The organism is Serratia sp. CY71090 (assembly GCF_052166845.1).
Classification (GTDB): domain Bacteria; phylum Pseudomonadota; class Gammaproteobacteria; order Enterobacterales; family Enterobacteriaceae; genus Serratia; species Serratia nematodiphila.
Genome location: NZ_JBJNOA010000007.1, coordinates 41,379 through 56,138, shown reverse-complemented (window position 1 = coordinate 56,138; position 14,760 = coordinate 41,379). Strand labels below are relative to the sequence as shown.

The following is a 14,760-nucleotide window of genomic DNA, read 5'->3' as shown; positions in this document are numbered from 1 at the left end:
GGATTTGTCTGGCGGTATGGTGGGGGATTACCTGCTAAAAAACAGTATTGCTACACCTATGACTTTCTCACTTTTCGGCGAAAAATTTACCCGTTATGCGGGCATTACCCGTTTGATGGACGACCTGAACGAAGGCCTGCGCACCCCCGGTGCCATCATGCTCGGCGGCGGCAACCCGGCGCAGATCCCAGAGATGGAAGCCTACTTCAAACAGCTGTGCCAGGAGATGCTCGACCAGGGCAAACTGACCGAGGCGCTGTGCAACTACGACGGCCCGCAAGGCAAGGATGCGCTGCTGAAAGCGCTGGCCAATCTGCTGCGCGACGAGCTCGGCTGGGAGATTTCGCCACAGAATATTGCACTGACGAACGGCAGCCAAAGCGCGTTTTTCTACTTGTTCAACCTGTTCGCCGGCCGCTACGCCGACGGTTCGCGCCGCCGCGTGCTGTTCCCATTGGCGCCAGAATATATCGGCTATGCCGATGCCGGGCTGGACGAAGGGCTGTTCGTCTCCGCCAAACCGAACATCGAGCTGCTGCCGGACGGCCAGTTCAAATATCACGTTGATTTCGAACACCTCACCATTGGCGACGACATCGGCATGATCTGCGTTTCACGGCCGACCAACCCGACCGGCAACGTGATCACCGACGAAGAGCTGATGAAGCTCGACCTGCTGGCGCAGCAGCGCGATATTCCGCTGGTGATCGACAACGCCTACGGCGTGCCTTTCCCCGGCATTATCTTCAGCGACGCCACGCCGCTGTGGAACCCGAACACCATCCTGTGCATGAGCCTGTCCAAACTCGGCCTGCCGGGCTCGCGCTGCGGCATCGTGATCGCCGACGAGAAGGTGATCACCGCGCTGACCAACATGAACGGCATCATCAGCCTGTCGCCGGGCAGCATGGGGCCGGCGATGGCAACAGAAATGATCGCGCGCGGCGATCTGCTGCGCCTGTCGAACGAGGTGATTCGCCCGTTTTACAAACAGCGCGTCGAACACACCATCGAGATTATCCGCCGCTACCTGTCGCCGGAGCGCTGCCTGATCCACAAACCGGAAGGGGCCATCTTCCTCTGGCTGTGGTTCAAGGATCTGCCGATCACTACCGAGGTGCTGTATCAGCGCCTGAAAAAGCGCGGCGTGCTGATGGTGCCGGGCCACTACTTCTTCCCGGGGCTGGAGCACGACTGGCCGCACACCCACCAGTGCATGCGCATGAACTACGTGCCCGACCCGGAGAAAATCGAGCGCGGCGTGGCGATCCTGGCAGAAGAGATCGAACGCGCGCATCAGGAAGGCTAATGCCAGCTGATTGAAAATCGACCGATAAAGATATACGATGCATATATCGTATATCTTTTTTTGGAGGGCTAGCGATGACTCGCATCGTGATCGATTTACCTGAAGAAGACCTGCGGCAGCTCGACAATCTGAAAAATATCCGCCACGTTCCCCGGGCCGAAATCATCCGTCAGGCCGTCTCCCGCTATCTGATGGAGAACCACGTTGAAGATCCCAGCAATGCTTTCGGGCTCTGGTCCGGGGCGATGGGAGATGGCGTGGACTACGAAAATCGTCAGCGCGAGGAGTGGGAATAATGGTGGCTCAACGGGCGTTATTCGACACCAATATTCTGATCGATTATCTCAACGGCATTCCTCAAGCCAAAGACGTTTTGACCGAATACCACACCAATCCGGCTATTAGCGCCATCACCTGGATGGAAGTGATGGTGGGTGCCAAAAAGCAGGGGCCGGCGCTGGAGCTGAAAACGCGCCAGTTTTTAGGGCAATTCCTGCTGCTGCCTATTACCGATGAAGTTGCCGAACGCGCCGTAGAACTGCGCCACTCACAGCATGTGAAGCTGCCGGACGCCATTATCTGGGCCACCGCGCAGGTGGGGTTCCGGACGCTCATCTCCCGCAACCCCAAAGATTTTGGCACTGACAACGGCGTGTTAATGCCTTACCGGCTGTAGTCGGGCAGCGCTATAGCGTCCAGAACAGCACCGCCAGCAGCTGCGGCGACATGATGCGCAGGAACATCGCCAGCGGATAAACGGTGGCGTAAGACAGCGCCGCGGCGCCGCTGGTGGGATGCAGACCGTTGGCGAACGCCAGCGCCGGCGGATCGGTCATCGATCCCGCCAGCATGCCGGACAGCGTCAGGTAGTTCATCTTGCCCACCGTGCGCGCCAGAATACCGACGCTCAGCAACGGAATCGCGGTGATCAAGGCGCCGTACCCGACCCACGTCAGCCCCTCGCCGTGCAGCAACGTATCGATGAAGTTACCGCCCGATTTCAAACCAACCACCGCCAGAAACAGCACGATGCCCAGTTCGCGCAGCGCCAGGTTGGCGCTCGGCGGCATAAACCAGTACAGCTTGCCGATGCTGCCGATGCGCCCCAGGATCAGCGCCGCCACCAGCGGCCCGCCGGCCAGCCCCAGCCGCAATGCCGCCGGGAAGCCGGGCACAAACAGCGGAATGGAACCGAGCAATACCCCGAGACCAATACCGATAAAGACCGGCAGCATCTGCACCTGCTGCAGTTTTTGTTGGGCGTTGCCGACAATCGCCGTCACCGCGTCGATGGCCTCCGGCCGGCCGACCAGGTTGAGAATGTCGCCAAACTGCAGCGTCACGTTGCTGCCGGCCACCAGCTCGACGCCGGCGCGGTTGAGGCGTGAAATCACCACGTCATACTTTCGCTTCAGGTTCAGATCGCGGATTTTCTTGCCCAGCACCTGCTCGTTGGTCACCACCGCCCTCACCACCTGCAGCGCAGTGCCGCGCGTCGACAGCGAGGCATCCACCTCTTCACCGATCACCAACCGGGCGTTCTCCAGATCTTCGCGTTTGCCCACCAGGTGCAGGTAGTCGCCAAGCTCCAGCCGCTCGTGCGGCGCCGGCACCATCAACAGCTCCCCGCGCTTGAGGCGCGAACAGACGATCGCTTCACCGTTGAGCAGCGGCACGCTTTTGATCGCCATGCCCTGCAGATTGGGGTTGCGCACCGCCACGTTGATGGCGTGCAGCAACTCGCGCTGATTGCCCAGGCTGCTTTCAAACGCCTGAGCCTCACGCTCGATGTTGATGCGGAAAAACAGCCGGATCAGCCACATTACCAGCAGGATGCCGCATATGCCGAACGGATAGGCCATGGCGTAACCCATCCCCATGCCGTCCACCAGCGCCGGATCGGAACCGAGATCGGTCAGGATTTGTTGACCGGCGCCCAGCGCCGGGGTGTTGGTGACCGCGCCGGAGAACACGCCGAGGATGATCGGCAGCGGCACGTCGAACAGCTTGTGTACCGCCGCCGCCACGATGCCGCCGGTCAGCACCAGCAGCACCGCGAAGGCGTTGAGCCGCAGACCGGAGACGCGCAGCGAAGAGAAGAAACCGGGGCCGACCTGGATGCCGATGGTGTAGACGAACAGGATCAGGCCAAACTCCTGGATAAAGTGCAGCATGTCCCCATTCAGGCTGATTTGCCCGCTCTGGGCAAAGTGGCCGACCAGGATACCGCCGAACAGCACGCCGCCAATGCCCAACCCGACGCCATACAGCTTCCAGTTCCCCATCCACAGCCCAATGACGGCCGCCAACGCCAACATGCTGACGGTCAGGGCGATATCGCTCATAGGTCACATCCTTGCCAAAGTTGAATATGGGATTTGCGGCCAAAGACACACAATTAACAAGGATTATGGCATCGGGCAGACGGGGGGACTGTGGCGTGCGCCACATAACGCAACGGGGGAGATCCGTTTGGATCTCCCCCGCATGATGATGACCGTTTTTCAGCCGGTTATTTCGCTTCCAGCTCCGGCGTCGCGCCGATAGCGATGCGCTGAGGCTGCAAGGCTTCCGGCACCTGACGCACCAGATCGATGTGCAGCAGACCGTTTTCAAATTTGGCTTCGGACACCTGCAGATGCTCCGCCAGGGTGAAAGTCAGCTGGAACTCTTTGCACACCAAGCCCTGATGCAGGTATTCAACCTGTTTTTCCGGCGGCGTGGGTTTACCGCTGACGGTCAGCCGCGGCCCTTCCACTTCGATATTCAGTTCGCTCTGCCGGAAACCGGCCAGCGCCAGAGAAATGCGGTAGTGATTGTCGTCACTTTTCTCGATGTTATACGGCGGGAACCCCTGGGGTTCCTGGCCGCCCATTGAACTGGCCAATTTATCAAAACCAATCCACTGACGCAGAAGCGGGGATAAATCGTAATTACGCATAGGAACAACTCCTTTCATTAAGCGAGATGTGTTTACTCAGCCCCCTGACGGCAGGCTAATCATGACTTCATATTTACCGGCAGCGTACCTGCCGGCGAAACGGAAATTTATTTAATTTCGATGCGGCGCGGTTTTAATGTTTCCGGCACGATGCGTTGCATGTCGATATACAACAGGCCATTCTCCAGTTTGGCGCCTTTAATTTGAATATGTTCGGCCAGCTGGAATTTACGCTCGAAATTACGCTCGGCGATGCCCTGGTATAAATAGGTTTTTTCTGCCGGTTCATTGTTGTGCGCCCCGCGCACGATCAGCAGATTGTCCTGTGTGGTGATCTCCAGCTCCTGCTCGGCAAACCCGGCTACCGCGATGGCGATCCGATAATGATTTTCATCCACCAGCTCGACATTATAAGGGGGATAACCGCCGTTGCCCTGACTCTGGCCAGCCTCCAGCGCGTTGAACAGGCGATCGAAACCGATGGCGGAACGGTATAGCGGGGAAAGATCAAAATTACGCATAAAACAGCCTCCTAAGGCACTTCAGCGAGGTTGAAATAAATACGCCTTCCACTCTGGACAGGCTAATTAAGCCAGAATTCCCTTACGGCGAATTCTCAATTCGGCTCTAATGATAAAATGGGGGTTGCTTTCATCAATTCAACAGGCGAGGATCAAAAAAAACTTGCACCAATAAGGTAAAAGTTTTTTTACCACTTACACTAAAGTGAGAGAGCCGCCACAGAGCGGGATTTTGCTTCTTTTAAAGCAACAACAGGATGTTATAAATCAGCTTAATTTAGGGGAACAGCAACCCTGCAGGATGGATTAATGACGACGATGAAAGCGATAGCGACGGGCTGCATGTTGTTGGTGACCAGCGGTTGCTCCAGCGTAATGAGCCATACCGGCCCGAATCAGGGTTACTATCCCGGCACCCGCGCCAGCGTGGACATGCTGAAGGACGACAACACCAGCTGGGCGATGATGCCGCTGGTGGCGCTGGATCTGCCGTTCTCCGCGGTGATGGATACCGTGCTGCTGCCTTACGACTATCTGCGCTCCGGCAACGACGCCACCGCAGACTCGCCAAAAGCGCGTATCCTGCGCAGCGAGCAGCAGAATTTGGCGGCGACCGGCAATCCCGGCCAGGGCGACGACAGCACCGCCACGCACTAATCGCGCACGCAGCGGGTCATCAGGCCCGTCTTACGCCTCAACCACGAAGATCTGGTTGAACCCCGCTATCTCGCGCATAAACGCCACTTTCTTGCCATCCGGCGAGAACACCACGGCATCCCCCGACGGCGGCTGCACGCTGCGCGGCGTCAAACGCTGCAGGCGACCGCTGGCCACCTCGCACAGCATCACGCTGTTGTCGCACACCAGGGCTATCGTCCCGCCCTGCGGGTGCCAGCTGAACGCCGACTGGATGTCATGCTCGCTGCGGCTCACCTGGTGCGGCTCGCCACCGTTAGGCGACACCGTCCACAGCTGCACCACGCCGCCGTCGTCCTTCATCAGAAAAGCTATCTGGCTGCCGTCCGGCGAACTGCGCAACCAGTGGCGCGGCGCACCAGCCACGCCAGGAAAACGGCGATCCCCGGTAAAGGTTACCCGCCGCTGCCTGACGCCAAGCGGCGGCGCCGGCAGCTCGCTTTCCGTCCCCTGCAGCGGCAGAGCGCCCGCCCGGGCGTAGTCGACGTCGTTCTCCGGCAGATCGACGATAAACACCTCAGGCAGCTTCTCTCCGGCGGCGGACAACGTATCGCCGATAAATGCCAGCGCCCAGCGCTGCCGGCTGCCGTCGGCCTTACGGTAGCCTTCGCGGCCGATCCAGCCTTCTTCGTAAGCGCGATTGATCTGATCGCTGCCCGGCCGCGGCTGCGGCACCGTCTCGCTGACCAACACGCAATAGTGGCTGCCGTCGTACTCGCGCGGGTGCTGTTTTGGCGGATTAACCCCGTGCAGCGGCACGGCCACGCCGACGTTGCGCAGATCGCGCGCCGGATCGCGTTCATGCATCACGTGATCGTTATAGGTAAAGCTAAGGCGGCTGCCGTCCGGACTGAAAACGTGCACGTGGCTGCCGCCGCGCAGCGCGCCGGGGGTATAGGGCGCGGTGATATCCAGCGCGTCGAGGGTGATGGCCAACTCGCGATCCGGTTCGCTGACGATCACCCCGCGGCGGTGGTGAAAATCATACTGCCAGGCGCTGTCCGGGTGCTCAGGTCCGTGAATAAAGGCATAGCGCGCCGGCGCATCGGGGCTGACCGTGACCACGCCGACGTGGGCGCCGTGCTGGGCGCGATAAATCACCTCCACCGCGCCGCTGGCGACGTTGACACGCTTGATGCTGAGGCCGGTGAAAAAGGCGCCGTGCGGGCGCACGTCATAAGCCAGCCATTGGCTGTCCGGCGTCCAGACGTTGATATTGGTTAACTGATGCCCACGAGGGTCGAAAGTCAGTTGTTTTTCCCGATGGCTCATGGCGGCTCTCCTGCACATGCTGGCACTGAGCCGTCATCTTACCGGATCGCCCGCAGCGTTTCATATGGCCTGTGAGGGTGAGGCGGGAGGATTTTTCGATTCGAAATCACGCAATTATTTTCCAGCGTCTTATCATTTAAGCCGATCGACGGCGTCGGCAGGAAATAAGCGGCCGACCAGGCGATCGAATTCCTGCCGGCGAGACTCAACGGCGCCAATGTAATAGAGGTGGGTGATGCAAACGCTATTTTTTCATTCTCACTTCCCTTATAAGAATAAGGCAGCGGCAGCGCCTTACTTAACGCAAATAAATAAAAAATCGGGCCGCTAAACGACAGGTTTATGATTATTTTCACCGAAAACGGCAATGCTCCCGCCGACCATTGCCGTTTTCTGATCGGTGTGCCCGAAGGTCGGGCCGCGGGGTTTACAATCAATACAAAAAAGTACAAACTGGATTTTTAAGTCCAAAATAAATCTTCTGGAGCCGGTATGAACACCCTCTTCGATGCCATTGTTTCCGCTCATCAGCAACTGCGCCCTCAAGTGCGGGTCACGCCGCTGGAGCGCAGCGTGCTGCTTTCTCAGCAATTGGGTTGCGAGCTGTATTTGAAATGCGATCACCTGCAGCACACCGGTTCCTTTAAATTTCGCGGCGCCAGCAACAAGCTGCGGCTGTTGGATAACGAGCAACGCCGGCGCGGCGTGATCGCCGCCTCAACCGGCAACCACGGCCAGGCTGTCGCCCTGGCGGGGCAACGGATGGGCGTTGGCGTCACGGTTTATGCGCCGGAGACGGCGGCGAGCATCAAGCTCGACACCATCCGGGCGCTGGGCGGCACCGTGGAATTGGTGCCGGGCGACGCGCTGAACGCCGAACTGGCGGGGGAACAAGCCGCACGCGAACAGGGGAAAACCTATATCTCGCCGTATAATGACGAACAGGTGATCGCCGGCCAGGGCACCTGCGGCATGGAGCTGGTTGAACAACTCGCCGATCTGGACGCGGTGTTCGTGGCGGTCGGCGGCGGTGGCTATATCGCCGGCATCGGCACCGTTCTGCGGCAACTGTCGCCAAACACGCAGCTTATCGCCTGCTGGCCGGAAAACGCCACCAGCCTGTACAGCGCGTTGGAAGCCGGCCATATCTTCCCGGTGGAAGAACAAGAAACCCTGTCCGACGGCACCGCCGGCGGCGTCGAGCCGGGCGCCGTGACCTTCCCGCTGTGCCAGCAGCTGATTGACCGTAAAGTGCTGGTCAGCGAGGCGGAGATCAAACGCGCGATGCGCCGGATCGCCGCCAGCGATCGCTGGATTATCGAAGGCGCAGCAGGCGTAGCGCTGGCGGCGGCGATCAAACTGGCGCCGGAATACCGAGGTAAAAAGGTGGCGGTGGTGCTGTGCGGTAAAAACATCGTGCTGGAGAAATACCTCAAGGCCATCGCCGATGCGCATCCTTAATCGGCAGCAAATTCTCGCCGCGTTCGACGCCGAGATCATAACGCCGCTGCTGAAGCAGGGTTTTATCGCCTACTCGCAACAGCGGGTACAACAGCCGCCGGCGCAGCATTTCCTGTTCGAGCAAGCCGCCGGCGACTGCTGCATCAAATCCGCCTGGTTGGAAGGCGACGAACTTTTCGTGGTCAAGATCTCTACCGGTTTCTATCGCAATGCCGAACACGGCCTGCCGAGCAATCAGGGGCTGATGATGGCGTTCTCCGCCCAGACCGGCGAGCCGCAGGCGCTGCTGCAAGATGAAGGTTGGCTGACCGCGCTGCGCACCGCCCTGGCCGGCCGCATCGCCGCCGAGCTGTGCGCGCCGCCGCATATTCAGGCGATCGGCATGGTTGGCACCGGCCTGCAGGCGCGGCTGCAGCTGCAATGTCTGAAACCGGTGACCGATTGCCGCGAGGTATGGGTGTGGGGCCGCAACGAACAGGCGCTGGCGGCGTATCGGCGCGATGCCGAGGCTGAGGGATTTCGGGTGTGGGTCACGCAGGAGGCGGCGGAGCTGGCGGCGCACTGTCAGCTGATCGTCACCACCACGCCCAGCCGCGAACCGATTTTGCAGGCGGCGGATATTCGGCCCGGCACGCACATTACCGCGGTGGGTGCCGACGCGCCCGGTAAGCAGGAGCTGGCGACCGAGCTGGTGGCCCGCGCGGACGCGCTGTTGGTCGATGCGCTGGCTCAGTGCACAGACTATGGCGAGATCGCGATGGCTTATCGGCAGAACAAGCTGACTTCAACGCCGATCGTCGAAATGGGCGCCGCATTGGCGCAGGGCGGGCGGGTACGACGCGAGCCGCAGCACATCACCATCGCCGATCTCACCGGCTTGGCGATTCAGGATCTGCAGATCGCCAAAGGGGTGTTGGCGAAAGTATAAAGGGGCGCCGCAGCGCCCCGTTTTCTCAGGCGTTGAGCACGAACTTCTCGATAGCGCGCGCCACGCCGTCTTCGGTATTGGCGCTGGTGACAAACTGCGCCACCGCTTTCAGCTCGGGAATGGCGTTGCCCATCGCCACGCCGACGCCGGCATATTCGATCATCGCCGTATCGTTAGCCTGATCCCCCAGCGTCATGATGTTTTCCCGCGCCACGCCGAGGTGCTCGGCCAGCATTTTCACCCCGGCGCCCTTATCGACGTTTTTATGTAAGATCTCGAGGTAGTAAGGCGCACTTTTCAAGATAGTGTAACGCGCGCGCGTTTCCTCCGGGATGCGCGCGATGGCGCTGTCCAGCAGCGCCGGTTCGTCGATCATCATCACTTTTGGAAAACGCATCTGGCGATCCATCTCTTCCACGCTGCGGTATTTCAGCGGAATGCCGGTCATTTCCGCCTCGTGTATGGTGTACTTGCCGATGTCCTTGTTCGGGGTATACAAGGTATCGAAATCAAACGCCTGGAAGTGAACGCCTAACTCGCGCGCCATCTGCTCGAAGTGCAGATAATCCTCGAAGCCCAGGGTTTCCTGCAGGATGCAGGCGCCGTCGACCGCGCGCAACACCAGCGCACCGTTATAGGTGATACAGAAATCGCCGGGGCCCTGAATGTCCAACTGGCGCAGATAGTCCTGCACGCCGACATAAGGCCGCCCGGTTGCCAGCACCACGTGCACCCCTTTACGCCGCGCCGCCGCGATAGCCTGCTTTACCGCCGGCGTGATTTGATGCTGCGGATCCAGCAACGTGCCGTCCATGTCGATCGCAATCAGTTCAATAGCCATTCAACGCTTCTCCCAGTGGTTTTTATTCATGCTAACGCGTTTCAGCCTCGGCTGTCAGCGCCAAAAAAGGCGTAAAAAAATCCGCGCGGGTCGCCCGGCGCGGATTTTCACAGCCATTAACGCATCAGATATCGATGTTCGCCGCTTTCAGGGCGTTTTCTTCGATAAAGGCGCGGCGCGGCTCAACCGCATCGCCCATCAGCGTGGTGAACAGCTGATCGGCAGCGATGGCGTCCTTGACGGTCACGCGCAGCATGCGGCGGCTTTCCGGATCCATGGTGGTTTCCCACAGCTGCTCCGGGTTCATCTCGCCCAGACCTTTATAACGCTGTACGGACAGGCCGCGGCGCGACTCTTTCACCAGCCACTCCAGCGCCTGTTCGAAGCTGTCTACCGGCTGACGGCGTTCGCCGCGCTCGATGAACGCGCCCTCTTCGATCAGCCCGCGCAGCTGCTCGCCCAGTTGGCAGATCTTGCGGTATTCACCGCCGTGGATGAAGTCGAAGTCCAGCTTGTAGTCGGTATCCACGCCGTGGGTGCGGATGCGCAACGCCGGCTCGAACATCTGGCGTTCGCGGTTCTCGAAGATCACGAAGTCATAGCTGCTGCCGTGCTGCTCTTTGTCGTTCAGCGCCTGCACCAACGACGCGATCCAGGTCTTCACCTTGGCTTCATCGCTGAGATCGCCTTCGTTCAGCGTCGGCTGGTAGATCAGGCTGTTCAGCAGCGCGCGCGGGTAGCGGCGCTCCATGCGGCCAATCAGCTTCTGCACGCCGTAGTGCTCGGCCACCAGTTTTTCCAACTGCTCGCCGCCGAGCGCCGGTGCGCTGGCGTTGGTGTGCAGCGTAGCGCCGTCCATCGCGATGGCGATCTGGTACTGATCCATCGCCTCGTCATCTTTGATGTACTGCTCCTGCTTGCCTTTCTTCACCTTGTACAGCGGCGGCTGTGCGATGAACACGTGGCCACGCTCGATGATTTCCGGCATTTGGCGGTAGAAGAAGGTCAACAGCAGCGTACGGATGTGCGAACCGTCGACGTCGGCATCGGTCATGATGATGATGCTGTGATAACGCAGCTTGTCCGGGCTGTACTCGTCGCGGCCGATGCCGCAACCCAGCGCGGTGATCAGCGTCGCCACTTCCTGCGAAGAGAGCATTTTGTCGAAACGCGCTTTCTCGACGTTGAGGATTTTCCCCTTCAGCGGCAAGATAGCCTGATTCTTGCGGTTGCGCCCCTGCTTGGCAGAGCCGCCCGCGGAGTCCCCTTCCACCAGGTACAGTTCGGACAGCGCCGGATCGCGTTCCTGGCAGTCCGCCAGCTTGCCCGGCAGGCCGGCCAGATCCAGCGCGCCTTTGCGGCGGGTCATCTCACGCGCTTTACGCGCCGCTTCGCGCGCGCGCGCCGCGTCGATGATTTTGCCGACCACGATTTTCGCGTCGCCCGGATTCTCCATCAGGTAATCCACCAGCTTCTCGTTCATCAGCGTTTCAACCGCGGTTTTCACCTCGGAAGAGACCAGCTTGTCCTTGGTCTGAGAGGAGAACTTCGGATCCGGCACCTTCACCGACACCACGGCGATCAGGCCTTCACGCGCGTCATCGCCGGTGGCGCTGACCTTGGCCTTCTTGCTGTAACCTTCCTTCTCCATGTAGCTGTTCAGCGTACGGGTCATCGCGGTACGGAAACCGACCAGGTGCGTGCCGCCGTCGCGCTGCGGAATGTTGTTGGTGAAGCAGTAGATGTTTTCCTGGAAACCGTCGTTCCACTGCAGCGCCACTTCTACGCCGATGTCGTCTTTCACGGTGGAGAAGTAGAACACGTTCGGGTGGATCGGGGTTTTGTTCTTGTTCAGGTACTCGACAAACGCCTTGATGCCGCCTTCGTAATGGAAGTGGTCTTCACGGTCGGTGCGCTTGTCCTTCAGGCGAATAGACACGCCGGAGTTGAGGAAGGACAGCTCGCGCAGGCGCTTGGCCAGAATGTCGTACTCGAATTCGGTCACGTTGGTGAAGGTCTGGTGGCTCGGCCAGAAACGCACCATGGTACCGGTCTGCTCGGTTTCGCCCACCACGTTCAGCGGCGCCTGCGGCTCGCCGTGGCTGTAAGTCTGTTCGTGCACTTTGCCTTCGCGGCGGATCACCAGCTCCAGTTTCTCAGACAGGGCGTTAACCACCGAGACGCCCACGCCGTGCAGGCCGCCGGAAACTTTATAGGAGTTGTCGTCGAATTTACCGCCGGCGTGCAGCACGGTCATGATGACCTCTGCGGCTGAAACCCCTTCTTCCGGGTGAATGCCGGTCGGAATGCCGCGGCCGTCATCCTGTACCGATACCGAGTTGTCGGCATGGATGGTGACCTGAATGTCACTACAGTGGCCCGCGAGCGCTTCGTCGATAGCGTTGTCCACAACCTCGAATACCATGTGGTGCAGACCGGTGCCGTCATCGGTATCGCCGATATACATGCCCGGGCGCTTGCGCACCGCATCCAGCCCTTTTAATACCTTGATACTTGAGGAGTCATAAGAATTCGACATCAACGTTTCTCGCTCATTTTAGTCCTGTGGTTGAACCTCTATTTTACCCTGTTCCACGCGGAACATCTTGCCCTTTTCACCGGCCATGTCGGTCACTTGTTCAGCGCTGACCGCGCTGACAAAAACCTGGGCCTGGGTGGCTTTCAGGCGATCGGCCAGCAACCGGCGACGGCCGGTGTCCAGCTCGGAGGCAAAATCATCAATCAGATACAGGCAACGCCGCCCGCTCTGCCGGGTGAGAAACTCACCCTGCGCCAAGCGCAACGCGCACATCAGCAGCTTAAGCTGACCGCGCGATAACAAATCCTCTACCGGCGTGCCGTCGGCACGAATGCGAAAGTCCGCTTTATGCGGCCCCACCGCGGTATAGGTCAACGCCCTGTCGCGCTCAAACTGGCGCTCCAGCAGCTCGCCGTAGTCGCTCTCTTTGTCCCAGCCGCGCTGGAAGGAGAAGCTCAGGGCAAATTCAGGCAGAAACTGCGCGCAGGTCGCGGTGATATCCGCGGCGATCGCGTCGCTGTATTCCGCCCGCCATTCGCTGATGCGCTCCGCGAGCGGGATCAGTTCCTGATCCCAGGCGCGGATCTGCGCATAGCGACTCACCTGGCGCAGCGCGGCATTGCGCTGCTTCAGTAACCGTTTCAGGTTGCTCCAGGCGGTGAAAAAACCGGGTTCGTTATGAAAACAGCCCCAGTCCAGGAAAGCGCGCCGGAATTTCGGCCCGCCGTTCAGCAGGGTAAAACCTTCGGGGGTGATCAGCTGCATGGGCAGCAGCTGCGCCAGCTCGGCCACCTTGTGGCCGTCGCTGCCATCGATGCGTACTTTGCTGTCACCCTGACGGCTCTTGCTCAATCCTACCGACAGCTCGCGCTCCGCGCCTTCGATGCGGCCGTGCAGCACGAACTCCGGTTGGTCGTGGCGAATGACCCGACCGGCCTGCAGGCTGCGAAAGGCGCGGCCATGGCCGAGCGTATACACCGCCTCCAGCACGCTGGTCTTGCCGCTGCCGTTGGCGCCGACCAGGAAGTTGAATCCCGGCGCCAGCGCCAAATCCGCCGCCTCGATATTGCGGAAGTCTTTAATCAATAAACGCGTCAGAGCCATGCAATCTCTTTACCGATGACGGTGCTGTAATTCAAGGTAACGAGACTACAACCGCATTGGCATGACAACGTAGGCCGCCGCCTGGCTGGCGCCGTCTTCGATCTGCACGCTGGAGACCGAGTCGGTCAACAGCAGGCGCACGTCTTCACACTTGAGCGCGTTCAACACGTCCAGCACGTAGCTGACGTTGAAACCGATCTCCATCTCCGCGCCGTCGTAGCTGACGTCGAGGATCTCTTCCGCCTCTTCCTGCTCCGGGTTGTTGGCGGTGATCTTCAGCTGGTTCTGGCTGACGTACAGCCGCACGCCGCGGAATTTCTCGTTCGAGAGAATGGCCGCGCGGGCAAACGCCTGCTTGAGCAGATCGCAGCCGGCTTCCAGCGTTTTGTCCGGATTCTTCGGCAAGACGCGGCGATAGTCCGGGAAACGGCCGTCAACCAGCTTGGACGTGAAGATGAAGTCGCCAACGTGGGCGCGGATGTTGTTGCTGCCGATCTGCAGTTGCAGCAGCGAATCGCCGCCGTCCAGCAGACGCACCAGTTCCATCACCCCTTTACGCGGCACGATCACCGAATGCGACGGCAGCTGCTGGCCGATCGGCATCGAGCACACCGCCAGGCGGTGGCCGTCGGTCGCGACGGTGCGCAGCTCTTCGCCTTCGGTTTCAAACAGCATGCCGTTCAGGTAGTAACGCACGTCCTGATGGGCCATCGAGAACTGGGTGGCTTCGATCAGGCGCTTCAGCGTCGCCTGCGGCAAGGTGAACTCCACCTCGCTCTGCCAGTCGTCCAGGTTCGGGAAGTCCGCCGCGGGCAGCGTGGACAGCGAGAAGCGGCTGCGGCCGGACCGCACCAGCATGCGCTCGCTCTCCAGCGTGACGGCAATCTCCGCCCCTTCCGGCAGGCCACGGCAGATATCAAAGAATTTGCGCGCGGGCACAGTCGTCGCACCCGGCTCGTGCGGCTGGGACAGGGCGACGCGCGCCACCATCTCCATCTCCAGATCGGTGCCGGTCAGCAGCAGGGAGCCTTCCGTCACCTGCAGCAGCAGGTTGCCCAGGATCGGCAAGGTCGGGCGGCCGCCCAGCGGGCTGCTCACCTGTTGCAGCGGTTTTAGCAGATGCTCACGTTCAACGATAAATTTCATAG

Annotated in this window: 15 protein-coding genes; 6 read left to right on the top strand and 9 right to left on the bottom strand. The window is 60.2% G+C overall.

Annotated elements, in window-relative coordinates; genetic code table 11:
* The first annotated feature begins 58 nt into the window (after positions 1-58).
* The 3 genes from ACJ8OK_RS14370 (at position 59) to ACJ8OK_RS14360 (ending at position 1,985) form a co-directional block, all read left to right on the top strand.
* Positions 59-1,309, top strand: a complete 1,251-nt coding sequence (locus ACJ8OK_RS14370; protein WP_004933935.1) for a valine--pyruvate transaminase — start codon at positions 59-61, stop codon at positions 1,307-1,309.
* 74 nt (positions 1,310-1,383) lie between these two features.
* A complete protein-coding gene (locus tag ACJ8OK_RS14365; protein WP_166730463.1) occupies positions 1,384-1,605 on the top strand; it encodes a ribbon-helix-helix domain-containing protein in 222 nt (73 codons plus the stop codon).
* Positions 1,605-1,985 (top strand): type II toxin-antitoxin system VapC family toxin, encoded by a 381-nt coding sequence (locus ACJ8OK_RS14360; protein ID WP_004933929.1) that lies wholly within the window; start codon positions 1,605-1,607, stop codon positions 1,983-1,985. Before ACJ8OK_RS14365 ends, ACJ8OK_RS14360 begins: the two co-directional genes overlap by 1 nt.
* Before the next feature lie 10 nt (positions 1,986-1,995).
* Here ACJ8OK_RS14360 and ACJ8OK_RS14355 read toward each other — a convergent pair whose 3' ends face one another.
* From ACJ8OK_RS14355 to ibpA, 3 genes are all read right to left on the bottom strand, one after another.
* Positions 1,996-3,654 (bottom strand): putative transporter, encoded by a 1,659-nt coding sequence (locus tag ACJ8OK_RS14355; protein WP_033631397.1) that lies wholly within the window; start codon positions 3,652-3,654, stop codon positions 1,996-1,998.
* A 167-nt stretch (positions 3,655-3,821) separates the two neighbouring features.
* The gene (ibpB, locus tag ACJ8OK_RS14350) at positions 3,822-4,250 is read right to left on the bottom strand and encodes a small heat shock chaperone IbpB (RefSeq protein WP_004933922.1); all 429 of its coding nucleotides are present in this window, start codon (positions 4,248-4,250) and stop codon (positions 3,822-3,824) included.
* Between the two features lie 107 nt (positions 4,251-4,357).
* Entirely contained in the window at positions 4,358-4,771 is a 414-nt protein-coding gene (gene ibpA, locus ACJ8OK_RS14345; RefSeq protein WP_004933919.1) for a small heat shock chaperone IbpA, read from the bottom strand.
* Between the two features lie 309 nt (positions 4,772-5,080).
* Here ibpA and ACJ8OK_RS14340 point away from each other — a divergent pair, with 309 nt between their 5' ends.
* Positions 5,081-5,428 (top strand): YceK/YidQ family lipoprotein, encoded by a 348-nt coding sequence (locus ACJ8OK_RS14340; protein WP_082997390.1) that lies wholly within the window; start codon positions 5,081-5,083, stop codon positions 5,426-5,428.
* 30 nt (positions 5,429-5,458) lie between these two features.
* Here ACJ8OK_RS14340 and ACJ8OK_RS14335 read toward each other — a convergent pair whose 3' ends face one another.
* Positions 5,459-6,739, bottom strand: coding sequence for a DUF3748 domain-containing protein (locus ACJ8OK_RS14335; RefSeq protein WP_442530653.1), 1,281 nt, complete (start codon positions 6,737-6,739; stop codon positions 5,459-5,461).
* Positions 6,740-6,777: 38 nt separating this feature from the next.
* Positions 6,778-7,095, bottom strand: coding sequence for a hypothetical protein (locus ACJ8OK_RS14330; RefSeq protein ID WP_134942504.1), 318 nt, complete (start codon positions 7,093-7,095; stop codon positions 6,778-6,780).
* A 136-nt stretch (positions 7,096-7,231) separates the two neighbouring features.
* On the opposite strand from ACJ8OK_RS14330, the gene ACJ8OK_RS14325 reads away from it, so the two are divergent.
* Both ACJ8OK_RS14325 and ACJ8OK_RS14320 read left to right on the top strand, forming a co-directional pair.
* Complete coding sequence (locus ACJ8OK_RS14325; RefSeq protein WP_033631394.1) at positions 7,232-8,200, top strand: threonine/serine dehydratase; 969 nt, start codon at positions 7,232-7,234, stop codon at positions 8,198-8,200.
* On the top strand, positions 8,187-9,128 hold the full coding sequence (locus ACJ8OK_RS14320; protein WP_213929647.1) for an ornithine cyclodeaminase family protein: 942 nt from the start codon (positions 8,187-8,189) through the stop codon (positions 9,126-9,128). The genes ACJ8OK_RS14325 and ACJ8OK_RS14320 overlap by 14 nt, the downstream gene beginning before the upstream one ends.
* A gap of 25 nt (positions 9,129-9,153) precedes the next feature.
* On the opposite strand, the gene yidA is transcribed toward ACJ8OK_RS14320, so the two are convergent.
* The 4 genes from yidA to dnaN all read right to left on the bottom strand — a co-directional run bounded on the left by yidA (position 9,154) and on the right by dnaN (position 14,758).
* Positions 9,154-9,969 carry a sugar-phosphatase gene (yidA, locus tag ACJ8OK_RS14315; RefSeq protein ID WP_021504165.1) on the bottom strand — a complete coding sequence of 272 codons (816 nt, stop codon included), beginning with the start codon at positions 9,967-9,969 and terminating at the stop codon, positions 9,154-9,156.
* A gap of 124 nt (positions 9,970-10,093) precedes the next feature.
* Positions 10,094-12,508 (bottom strand): DNA topoisomerase (ATP-hydrolyzing) subunit B, encoded by a 2,415-nt coding sequence (gene gyrB, locus ACJ8OK_RS14310; RefSeq protein WP_004933898.1) that lies wholly within the window; start codon positions 12,506-12,508, stop codon positions 10,094-10,096.
* Positions 12,509-12,526: 18 nt separating this feature from the next.
* A complete protein-coding gene (gene recF, locus ACJ8OK_RS14305) occupies positions 12,527-13,612 on the bottom strand; it encodes a DNA replication/repair protein RecF (RefSeq protein ID WP_004933895.1) in 1,086 nt (361 codons plus the stop codon).
* A 45-nt stretch (positions 13,613-13,657) separates the two neighbouring features.
* Positions 13,658-14,758 carry a DNA polymerase III subunit beta gene (dnaN, locus tag ACJ8OK_RS14300; RefSeq protein WP_004933892.1) on the bottom strand — a complete coding sequence of 367 codons (1,101 nt, stop codon included), beginning with the start codon at positions 14,756-14,758 and terminating at the stop codon, positions 13,658-13,660.
* Between the last annotated feature and the right edge of the window lie 2 nt (positions 14,759-14,760).